We start from the raw sequence: 10,811 nt of genomic DNA, 5'->3' as shown, positions 1-10,811 counted from the left end.
ATTTCCCACAGCGTAAGCTGGTAAGACCCCTTATAGATGATGAGGTGGATAGGTTCGAGGTGGAAGCGTGGCAACACGTGGAGCTGACGAATACTAATCGGTCGAGGGCTTAACCAAAGATAGACTGGATATCCTGTGCGTCATGTTTCTTCTGATTCAGTTTTCAAGGTGTGACCAAGCACTTTGACAAAAAAGCTTTCTTTACTTATTGTTCCGCAGTAGCTCAGTCGGTAGAGCAATCGGCTGTTAACCGATCGGTCGCTGGTTCGAGTCCGGCCTGCGGAGCCATTAATATCGCGGGGTGGAGCAGTTGGTAGCTCGTCGGGCTCATAACCCGAAGGTCGCAGGTTCAAGTCCTGCCCCCGCAACCAATAAGTATTTATGATTGATATATCGGGACGTGGCGCAGCTCGGTAGCGCGCACCCTTGGGGTGGGTGAGGTCGCAGGTTCAAATCCTGTCGTTCCGACCATTTTATGTGGGAGCATAGCCAAGTGGTAAGGCACAGGTCTGCAAAACCTTTATTCCCCGGTTCGAATCCGGGTGCTCCCTCCAGAAAATAAAAAATATTGTAAACTAATTAAAAGTTTGGTATAATAAAATAGTTAATTTATAAAATGCGGTCGTGGTGGAATTGGCAGACACGCTATCTTGAGGGGGTAGTGGTCCCTGACCGTGCGAGTTCGAGTCTCGCCGACCGCACCATTCATTATTTATATTTAAAACATAATTGGACCCGTAGCTCAGTTGGTTAGAGCGCTACCCTGACATGGTAGAGGTCGTTGGTTCGACTCCAATCGGGTCCACCATACATTTGAAAGCTAAAGCCCTTGATATATAAGGGTATTTTTAATACCCATGTTTGTTTAAGTCCACTAATAAAGTGGGCTGCTTTTATTTTTGTATGCTTGAGTGTCAAAAAAGCATATTCTTCAGACATTTTGCTACTTGTTTTTATATATCGGGCGGAACGTGAGAATAGACATGACCAAAAAAAATCCTTTCCCTTGTTTTAGTGAAAGAATAGTCTTATCCCCAGTTTTAGGATAGTGGTCATTGTTAGCTTGCTGGCGATGGATTAACCTTGGCGACTGTAGCGCCAAGGTTTTTCGTATTTTTATGTGAGTATTTTGTAAAACACTCAGGTTATAATAAATACCTCATTATACATATGTAGTAATTATTTTCTAGTAAAACCTACATTTATGTAAAGATTTGACTGACGGATTCTAATTTATAGACACCTATTTGTACAAACTATCCATAAAACTCTTACCTTAAGAGGAGGGAAGCATCATGAAAGCGGCTATAATCACCAATTTGCTTAATCATTCCATTTGTCCGACAATCCTGGTAGAAATAGGATTTGTTAGCAATCCTATGGATCGGATGCGTATGACCGATTCTTCGCAGCAAATTCAGATAGCTAACGCGATGAGCGCAGCTATTGACACATACTTCTTGCTGTTAAATCAAACACTATCCAAAGAAACCAGTTGCAAAGGAAGTGATTTATATGACTAAACGATTTTTTTTTATTGTTTTTTTGAGCCTCTTGTGTATCAACAATTATGAAACAGCATATGGTGCTGAGAAAAATCGGGCCTATTGGGAATCAACGGGAAAAGTCGTATGGGAAGTAAATACGAAGGAAAAAGTGATTGCCTTAACGTTTGACGACGGCCCTGACCCTTTATATACTCCACAGATAATCCAGTTGTTAAATAAGTATCAAGCAAAAGCCACATTCTTTGTGGTCGGACAAAAAGCCAAAAACAATCCTGCGATTATCAAAGAACTAAAGCAAAACGGTCATGAAATTGGCAACCATACTTATTTTCATCCTTCTCTCTATCGTATTTCCTTTGCCCGACTTAAAAAGGAAATTGAAGATACAGACAGTATTATTTATGCTATCACCGGAGTGTCCCCTACTTTTTTTCGTCCACCAGGCGGAGTATATAACGAAAAGGTTGTTGAAGCCGCAAAGCAGGGAAATCATCTGTTGGTGATGTGGTCATGGACACAAGACACGAAAGATTGGAAAAACCCGGGCATTCAAAAAATCGTGGACAAAGTCTGCAAAAACGCAAAGCCAGGCAATATCGTTTTATTTCATGACGCAGGAGGAAATCGAACGCAAACGGTGCAGGCTCTGGATATCATTTTAAACAAATTATCAAAAGAAGGATACACGTTTGTAACAGTTTCCCAACTACTCGCTTACAAAGACAGGAATGTAGATTCCACGAAATAGAAAAAATGCATGACAGCACACGTTCTGATCAAGGACATTATAAAAACAGTTTCATTTTGTTTGTTTTTACAAAACGTAAAATGGTGTAAATCGTTATCCCAATATAAAATGCTGCCATTTCCGCAGCTTCTTGTAAGTATCCGGGTGCATGTATAAGATACATTTCACTTAAATGATGCAGAAGTTGAAAATAACCTATTCCGATTAAAAGCAACCTAATCGTTTCTTTTGCTATGGAGAAAGATAGGGACATTTCTTTATTCTGCTTTCTTACCATTCTGAAGTTCCAAGTCATTGCAATATATTCCAATGACAATATGCTAATTATTACACCTTCGTAGCCAAAGCCAGGAATGCCCACAAGAGCGTAACTGAGCAATATCGAACAAACGGTGCCGGCAACAAGTCCTATCATCGGTTCTTTTTTTTTATCTTGCGCCCATAAAACGGTTGTGGTTATCTCCCTTATTCCCGTAATCAGAGGAATAAGGGAAAGATAACGAATAGCTCCTCCTACAGAAGAGTTGCCAAACAAAAGCATCCCGAGTTCATACCCATAAAAAAATAAGAATAAAGCTGAGCTCAGCCCCCACATCCATGTTAGTTGGATTGCTAACCGAATACGTCTGAAAACTGCCGCGCTTTGTTTCTCTTTCCACTCTTCTGCAATTTTGGATACCAGCGTATGAGATAAGGCGTCTGTAACTAAAGTTGGAAGGTACACGATTATGGTTGCCATTCCGGAAATCTCTCCAAAGATTCTGGTAGCTTGTGATATGCTTAGCCCAGCATCCTGTAGCCGATGCGGAATAATAAGCGCATCCAGAAATTCGGATAATGGTACAATCAGGCGGGTAACCAAAATAGCCATGGCCATTTTCAAATAACATGATATATCAGGTAGTATAGTAAGCCTCTGCGACCCAAAATTTTCCTCGCTTCCATATGTTTGCCAAACACGGAATCGAAACATGACAAGCAAAAATACCAACGCGCTTGCGGCCCCCGTAAACGCACCAAATACCGCTCCTCCTACAGCAAAGTCATTTCCATATCCTATCCAAAGCGTCGTAAGCGCCAGCATGGTGACCACACGAGTGATCTGTTCCACCACTTCCGAAGCGGCAATAGAACCATAATGTTCCACCCCTTGCAGAAATCCTCTCATCAAACTAAGGAGTGGGACAATGAATAATGCCGGTGCGATATATTGGATGGGCACAGTAAGATGACTGTCTCCCATAAAATCAGCGATGGCCGGTGCAAGCATATACGATGCGCTGCCGATAGCTGCCCCGATAATCATTAAAAGAAACGTGGTTGCTTTTAAAAGAACTTTTCCCTGTTTTTGATTCTTTGCCGTCATAAAAGCAAGAGCGGTCGGAAAGCCTCCAGAAATAAAGGTGAGGAGAAAACCATAATAAGAATAGGCGATCTGGTACAATCCTACTCCTTCTGCTCCTACTATCATATGAAGACAGGCTAAGAAGTGATATGGACAAACATTTGTTTTTACTTAGACGAACTTTTTTAGCAATCATAACTGGTGCTTTAATTGATATTTACCTCATGCAGATATTAAATGGGAAAAGCTAGCCTGCATTGGTTAGCTTTTTTATATAAAGTGGGATTATAGAATATTTTAATGATTTAAAAAAGAAATGAAACTTTAATGATTAGAAATTATGTTAATTAGTCAAAGAAGAATTTTTTAGGGGTGAGTGAAGGTGCACATTATTTCAGCAGTCATCCAAACGGTCAGTGGAGTTTTTTTTGAAGAAAATTCCATATGAAAACTCGCGGCTTCAATCGTGGGATGAAAGATGATTGCTCTGCCATCCATTTGCTACAATATGTTCAATGATTTGTCAATATATAGAATGGTTTTAACTTAATATAGTATCCCATTCCGCCGTTATATTAATTTAGGAATAAATAAAATATGAAAGGGGTTAGATAATGAATTGTAAATATGTTCATGAATGAAGATGAACATATACCAAGAAAATGTTGATTTGTAAAATAGGAGGAAAAAATTGTGGGAAAGAACATTGCAGACAAAACATCAGGGGAAATTAAATTTATTCCTTTGGCCATAATTATCGCCATCGGTTTAATTATCTGGTTTATCACACCGCCGGAAGGGATAAAACCTGATGCGTGGCATTTACTTGCTATTTTTGTAGCAACCATCGTTGGTTTTATTATTAAACCGATGCCGATGGGAAGTCTTTCTATCATTGCTATTACTATGACAGTTATAACAGATATAGTACCTCTTAAAACTGCACTATCAGGATTTGGTAATGGTACCATTTGGATCATTGTATGTGCAATTATTATTTCTCGCGGTGTTACAAAAACGGGATTAGGTTCTCGTATTGCTTATATATTTGTGAATAAATTCGGAAAGAAAACACTAGGTCTTTCATATGCGCTGGCGTTCACTGACCTTATACTTTCTCCAGCCATGCCCAGTAACTCTGCTCGTGCAGGTGGTATCGTATTTCCGATTATTTCCGCTTTGGCTCATTCATTTCATTCAAAACCTGAAGACGGGACAGAGCGGAAAATCGGCTCGTTTTTGATAAAGACTGCATTTCAGGTCAACGTAGTGACATCCGCTATGTTTATGACGGCGATGGCAGCTAATCCACTTATTGTATCAATGGCTAAAGAAGCCGGCATACAAATCAGTTGGAGTGGTTGGATGCTCGCAGCTATTGTCCCTGGTCTCATTAGCTTACTTATTATTCCTTGGTTCATCTACAAGATTTATCCGCCAGAAATTAAAGAAACACCAAACGCGGCAAAATTTGCGATAGAAAAATTAAAAGAAATGGGGCCGATGAGCAAAGCAGAAAAGAGAATGGTTTTTGTATTTGTAACGGTCTTAGGGTTGTGGATTTTTGGTGAAAAGATTGGCGTGGATGCTACTACAGCTGCGCTTGTCGGTGTGTCTTTACTTCTTCTTACTCAAGTATTAACCTGGACAGATGTTAAAGGTGAGAAGATGGCATGGGATACACTTGTATGGTTTGCCGCACTTGTTATGATGGCAGGGCAACTAAATAATCTTGGGTTAATCTCTTGGTTTAGTAAGGAAATTCAGGGATTAGTATCAGGTATGTCTCCAATGGTACTTAATCCGGATATGATGGATGCATATGGTTTGACCATGATTAGTATCAGGTATGTCTCCAATGGTAGCCTTGTTAGTATTAGGTATGGCTTATTTTTATAGTCACTATTTATTTGCTAGTGCAACTGCACATGTAAGTGCAATGTATGCTGCATTTCTTGCGGTATCTCTTACTGTAGGAGCACCGGGAATGTTTACGGCATTAATGCTCGCGTTTTTCAGTAATCTGTTTGGTTCTATAACTCATTACGGTTTTGGTCCAGCCCCCATTCTCTTTGGTCCTGGTTATGTATCAGAGGGAAAATGGTGGGCTATAGGATTAGCCATCTCAATTATTAATATTATTATTTGGCTAGGAGTTGGCTCCCTTTGGTGGAAACTACTTGGTTTATGGTAGATAGAGTCTTAAAGAAAAATCTCGCTATCTAAATGGGTGGCGGGATTCGTTGCTACAGGTCTTCCAGAAACAACCCGTTTGTATGATTTACAACACACTTGTGCCACATAATTTTCACCAAAAATAACCTGGCCTTGCGCCGGGTTATTTTTGGTGGCTACTAAATGAAAGTGGAGCCATGTTTGCCATCATGGAGCATGAAAATTATCCTCCCCCTGGATGCTTTAATTTCTATGTAGATGATGTTGATACACTTTGAGAACAGGTGAGAGATAAGGGAGAAGTAGTGGAAGAATTATTTTCCACTGCATATGGAATCAGGTTATAATATTATTCCGAATCGCTGCTTCAAGATTTCGTTTCTTTCTTCGGAAGACAAAATCATCCGTTTAGTTTTTATGGAGTTAATTGTCTCGATTAGTGAATCACCCGAAATAGTGATTCGACCATTAGGTGTAGCAAGAGAACAGATAAGTTTTTTCGTGAAATGAGACTCCGAAGAAGTTTGCTGGTACTGATTCATTTCATAAAACTCGTCAAGTTTACGAGGTTTTTTCGTGAATTTAAATTCTGTAATCCATTCATTCTGCACTAATTTCTGGAAACATAAGGTCTCGGAATTTGACTCACTCGTGATACGGTACGAACCACTGACATCGGTGACAATGTCTCCCGAAAGCTGAAGAGGGCTACGCACGGAATCACCAAACCCGACATCGACGATATAGTCTTTTTCGAGGTGTACTAAAAGAGCCATGTGGTCGAACTCAGGGCCATATGTACCATCACCGTGATGAACCCGGCCAGAAACCAGTGACACAGAGAAACCCACATTTTGTAGAAGCCAACCTAACAGTCCGTTCAATTCATAACAATATCCTCCTCGTTTACTTACAACAATTTTTTGGTAAATTGCTTCAAGGTTTATTTCAATAGGACGGGAGTTTATGATGTCCAAGTTTTCAAACGGGACGGACAGCATGTGACGCATTTGAATGAATTGAAGCGACTGGTAATCGGCGTGAATGTCTTCAATATCAACACCAATACGTTTGAGGTACTCGCGTACGTTCAATCAAATCTCCTCCTATGCTTAACAACTTTTCACGTTGTGTATCTGCCATCCAGAAAATATCACCTCTATAAGTATATGATACACACTTTATTCCCTCAAGAAAATTGATTTGTGTTGATAAAAAATTTTACTACATATATGAAGCGAAAGCAGGAGCAGAGCTTGATTTTATCAAAAATTAGGAAGATCTTCGGTTCTTTTTATTTTTGGGCAAGTCTAATATATTAACTTAATGTGCATATACCGGGACTCATTATTGTCGGAAATACATGGGGACACACCCATCCCTTTACTAATGTACCGCTCGTCTTTATACGGTAAGGTAAGAAAGGATTCAATGAATGCCTAGTCCATCAATTGGAACGGGGGAATCATTTTATGGGGTGAAATCGTGTATACGATCGGGCACCTTTCAACCGAACCCGTCAGCTAACCTCGGAGGCATGGGAAAGGGAGAGTGTAATAATTTGTTAAAACGCATGATTACTATTGCAGGAATGACTGGGGTTTTGCTTACCGGAATGAGTAACTTGGTACCTCAACAAGCTCAAGCACAGCAAGTTGAATCACAGCAAGGCGAAGCATATACATGGCCTCACCAGGTGAGCACCAAACAACAGACAGATCCATTTACAAACAATAGGCCAACGCAAAGTGCTAATTTAACTACTGGGTCAGCAACAGGACTTCAGATCGCTAATTATGCCAAACAGTTTATCGGTATACCGTATGTACATGGAGGAAGATCCCCGCAAACCGGATTCGATTGTTCAGGATTTACTTCATATGTGTACAAGCATTTCGGCATCTCGATATCAACTGGTCCTATCGGACAACTGAAACAAGGCTACCAAGTAAGCAAATCCGATATGCAGCCTGGTGATATTGTCTTTTTCCATTCGGGATCACGTAGCGGCTATCACGAAGGAATATATATCGGAAACAATCAGATGATTCATGCACCTGCTCCAGGTAGAGGTGTACAAATCACCGATCTAAGTTCGTCATGGTGCCAAAGCCACTTTGCACAGGTACGCAGATACTTTTAGTTTATAAATCACTTTTCTTTAAAAGAGAGAGCACTGAAAAACGATTGCATTTTCTGTGAACTGAGTGCTGCTGGATTATTTCCAGTGGCATTCTTTATTTTTGTTAACTTTAACTATTCACTTTGTTAACATACGGATTCATTTATAACGAATGGTTAAACTCATAAATGTTTCCTTAGTGACATAAAGCTAGGGGATTTAATTGCTTATTAGGAAATACAAGAAAAAGCACCCATCTTCCGCTTTACGGAAAAAAGTCGGGTACTTTTTCGGTGCTCTCCCGTTTAGGTGGAGGGGCTTTAGATTCTTAGGTTTCAATGGATGGATTAACGCATAAAGCCAATTGTCTTTTCTTCATTTTTCTTAGATTGTATTAACTCTTTCTTTATTTCATTAAATTCTTCTTCCGAGATTATATTTTGTTCTTTAAGCTGTGATAGCCTAAATATTTCTGCGGAAATAGAAGAAGGTTCTAAATTATGATAGTGAATATGGTTGTAGTATTTTTGATTAATATATTTCTCTTTTGCTTGCTGTAATTCTTTTATGAAATCATGTACTTTTTCTGACGAAGGAATATTTTCAAAAAAGACAATGTCTGTTTTATGATCAGATAAAGAAGTATAAGTATTATAATTAAACCAAAACATTATCCAAAAAAAACATGAGATAGGTGAATAAAAAGTCAAAGAGTCTAGCGCTTCTGCTTTATCAGTGTTAGAACTTGCAAACAAATAGTCCCATGCCATCATGGCACTTATTAACGTAAAAATGATAGCTGCAATAAAGGATTTTTTAGGGAATACCGAGAAAGATACCTGATTTTCAGGAATATCTTCGAATTTAATAAGTTTGTCATGCTTAAAGAAAAAGCGTTTATAACCATATAATAGTCCATTTTCAGTGATTTTAAAGGTACGTATAACAAACTTGCTTTTTTGTACTAACATTGTGTATTCACCGCCCATAATATCAAAAGTTACTTTAATAGTAATTATAAAGGAAATCAAATCCTTAATAAACAAAATATAGTATAAATTCTGGAGGAAGGGGATTTCTCGCGTGCCATGGTAAAATAATATTAATAGTAGAATCGCCATGATAAAAGAATTACATATTTTTCAACTATGATGATGGGCATAGATAAAATTATTGTGTAAGGGTGAGGTGTAAATATTCAAAATGGAAATAAGGGACAGTTTTGTCTTAGTGGCCGGATTTGCTCAGCTCCCTAAAGGGACTCCAATTTTTGAAGTGCAAAAATCAATCGGGTGTATTCTTGTTATTGATACAGAAACAGATATTATCGTAGACTGTACTTTTACTTTTATTCGAGATATTACTAATGACTTTATTTCGGCGCTACTTCGTGGAAAATCTATTACACGAGACATCGATGAAATTATTAATACAGTCGAACGCAGATTTATCGTTCCGCCAAAAAAAGCCGTCATACAGGCCATTCTTTCAGGGTATAACCGATATATTGAATTAGATAAAGAAAATGTAAAAAATTAATTAAAACAAAGATGTAAGGGATTGCAATTTACAGAAAATTTTTATATAATTTATTTAAAGTATAATCTTTATATTTACGTTGTTAACTGGGCGATTTGCCGAGGACGGGGCATGAACCCAGTCTCAATAAAGCAAATTGGTAGCCAGTAGAAACGAAGGTTCTGGAAACGATAGGTTTCTTATGGACTTTAGTTGCTACTGGCTTTTATTTTTACAATAAAACGAGAGGAGAATCATTATGGAATTTGGTTTATTCACAGTATTTGACAACTACAAAAAAATGTTCAATCGTACCCCTGAACAATTTTTTCATGAAGTCTTAGAACAAACAGAATATGCAGACCAATTGGGTTACAATTCAGTATGGTTTGCCGAACATCATTTTAGTGAATACGGAATTTTAACCACTCCGCAAATTTTACTCGCTGTAGCGGCACAGCGAACAAAAAATATTCGCCTTGGTATTTCTATAGTTACTTTGCCATTCAAAAATCCTATTCAAGTAGCCGAAGATTACGCTTTATTAGATGTATTGAGCAATGGTCGAATAAATTTGGGGTTTGGGAGCGGCTATCTTCCTCACGAATTTGCCGGATTCAACGTCGATCCCGCTGATAAGGCGCTTCGATTCAATGATGCTCTAGCTGTTATTGAAAAAGCTTGGACTGGGGAAAAATTTTCCCATTCAGGAGACTATTATCAATTTTCTAACATTAAATTAGAGGTACTGCCAAAACAGAAAAAAGTGCCGATTTGGATCGGTACACTAAGCCGCAGGGGGGCAGAATTTGTCGCTAAAATGGGATATAACATTATGGGAGTCCCTTATGTCGCCAGTAACTCTTTATCAGAGTTAAAAGAGATAATTGATAACTATAAAGAAGCATATCATCAGGCCGGACATGACGAAAGTGAAATAAATATTCCTTTAGCAGTTCACACGTTTGTAGCCGAAACACGCGAAGAAGCGGAACGAGTGTCTAAAAAACATGTAAATCTGTATTTAGATACCCGCCAGTATGGAAGAAACGCTACATTTGAAGATCTTGAAAAACGCGAACATTTACTCATTGGCACCCCTGAAGATGTCATAAACAGACTCAGGAAATATCAAGAAGCTGGCTGTGACCATATTATGATGCTCATGAACTTTGGAGGGCTGCCACATAAAGAAGTGTTGAAATCTATAGAAATAGTGGCTAAAGAAGTGATGCCTGCGTTTAAAAATGATACCATCAAACGAAAAAGTGTTGTAACGGAAAATAGTCACATAGTTACTTCTTAATTTTAAAAGCAAAGGGGTATCATCTGGAACACAAATTGGTTTGATGCTCACTTCATATCTTGAAAAAGTCGGCAGTATCATTTGCATAC

Annotated in this window: 7 protein-coding genes, 6 tRNA genes, 1 rRNA gene, 2 pseudogenes and 1 riboswitch; of the genes and pseudogenes, 13 read left to right on the top strand and 3 right to left on the bottom strand. The window is 38.7% G+C overall.

Features of this window, described 5'->3' with window-relative positions:
- The 9 genes from BLR88_RS16060 to BLR88_RS16020 all read left to right on the top strand — a co-directional run.
- Positions 1–117, top strand: a 23S ribosomal RNA gene (locus BLR88_RS16060); the annotation flags it as partial.
- A gap of 95 nt (positions 118–212) precedes the next feature.
- A tRNA-Asn gene (locus BLR88_RS16055) sits at positions 213–288 on the top strand.
- Between the two features lie 7 nt (positions 289–295).
- Positions 296–371: transfer RNA gene (locus BLR88_RS16050), tRNA-Met, on the top strand.
- A 23-nt stretch (positions 372–394) separates the two neighbouring features.
- A tRNA-Pro gene (locus tag BLR88_RS16045) sits at positions 395–471 on the top strand.
- A gap of 8 nt (positions 472–479) precedes the next feature.
- Positions 480–554, top strand: a tRNA-Cys gene (locus tag BLR88_RS16040).
- Positions 555–618: 64 nt separating this feature from the next.
- A tRNA-Leu gene (locus BLR88_RS16035) sits at positions 619–704 on the top strand.
- 27 nt (positions 705–731) lie between these two features.
- A tRNA-Val gene (locus tag BLR88_RS16030) sits at positions 732–808 on the top strand.
- Positions 809–1,295: 487 nt separating this feature from the next.
- Positions 1,296–1,523: an N-acetylmuramoyl-L-alanine amidase family protein gene (locus BLR88_RS16025; RefSeq protein ID WP_057898122.1), complete on the top strand. Its 228-nt coding sequence runs from the start codon at positions 1,296–1,298 to the stop codon at positions 1,521–1,523.
- Entirely contained in the window at positions 1,516–2,256 is a 741-nt protein-coding gene (locus tag BLR88_RS16020; RefSeq protein ID WP_091261190.1) for a polysaccharide deacetylase family protein, read from the top strand. Before BLR88_RS16025 ends, BLR88_RS16020 begins: the two co-directional genes overlap by 8 nt.
- 37 nt (positions 2,257–2,293) lie before the next feature.
- Here the strand turns inward: BLR88_RS16020 and BLR88_RS16015 are convergent.
- A pseudogene (locus BLR88_RS16015) lies at positions 2,294–3,742 on the bottom strand (oligosaccharide flippase family protein); the annotation flags it as partial.
- 552 nt (positions 3,743–4,294) lie between these two features.
- On the opposite strand from BLR88_RS16015, the pseudogene BLR88_RS16010 reads away from it, so the two are divergent.
- Positions 4,295–5,795: pseudogene (locus BLR88_RS16010) on the top strand (anion permease).
- A gap of 322 nt (positions 5,796–6,117) precedes the next feature.
- Here the strand turns inward: BLR88_RS16010 and BLR88_RS16005 are convergent.
- The gene (locus BLR88_RS16005) at positions 6,118–6,870 is read right to left on the bottom strand and encodes an arylamine N-acetyltransferase family protein (RefSeq protein ID WP_082705918.1); all 753 of its coding nucleotides are present in this window, start codon (positions 6,868–6,870) and stop codon (positions 6,118–6,120) included.
- Positions 6,871–7,202: 332 nt separating this feature from the next.
- Positions 7,203–7,329: riboswitch (cyclic di-AMP (ydaO/yuaA leader) on the top strand.
- Positions 7,330–7,349: 20 nt separating this feature from the next.
- Between BLR88_RS16005 and BLR88_RS16000 the strand changes: the two genes are divergently transcribed.
- Complete coding sequence (locus tag BLR88_RS16000) at positions 7,350–7,919, top strand: C40 family peptidase (protein ID WP_162265001.1); 570 nt, start codon at positions 7,350–7,352, stop codon at positions 7,917–7,919.
- 326 nt (positions 7,920–8,245) lie between these two features.
- Here the strand turns inward: BLR88_RS16000 and BLR88_RS15995 are convergent, their stop codons facing one another.
- The gene (locus tag BLR88_RS15995) at positions 8,246–8,869 is read right to left on the bottom strand and encodes an SHOCT domain-containing protein (RefSeq protein WP_057898126.1); all 624 of its coding nucleotides are present in this window, start codon (positions 8,867–8,869) and stop codon (positions 8,246–8,248) included.
- A gap of 232 nt (positions 8,870–9,101) precedes the next feature.
- Between BLR88_RS15995 and BLR88_RS15990 the strand changes: the two genes are divergently transcribed.
- The gene (locus tag BLR88_RS15990) at positions 9,102–9,437 is read left to right on the top strand and encodes a DUF3870 domain-containing protein (RefSeq protein ID WP_057898127.1); all 336 of its coding nucleotides are present in this window, start codon (positions 9,102–9,104) and stop codon (positions 9,435–9,437) included.
- 238 nt (positions 9,438–9,675) lie between these two features.
- The gene (locus tag BLR88_RS15985; protein ID WP_057898128.1) at positions 9,676–10,722 is read left to right on the top strand and encodes an LLM class flavin-dependent oxidoreductase; all 1,047 of its coding nucleotides are present in this window, start codon (positions 9,676–9,678) and stop codon (positions 10,720–10,722) included.
- Positions 10,723–10,811 lie beyond the last annotated feature (89 nt).

This window comes from Aneurinibacillus thermoaerophilus, assembly GCF_900099925.1.
GTDB lineage: Bacteria > Bacillota > Bacilli > Aneurinibacillales > Aneurinibacillaceae > Aneurinibacillus > Aneurinibacillus thermoaerophilus.
Note: the sequence above shows the minus strand (reverse complement) of the source record. Positions and strands in the feature narration are given on the sequence as shown.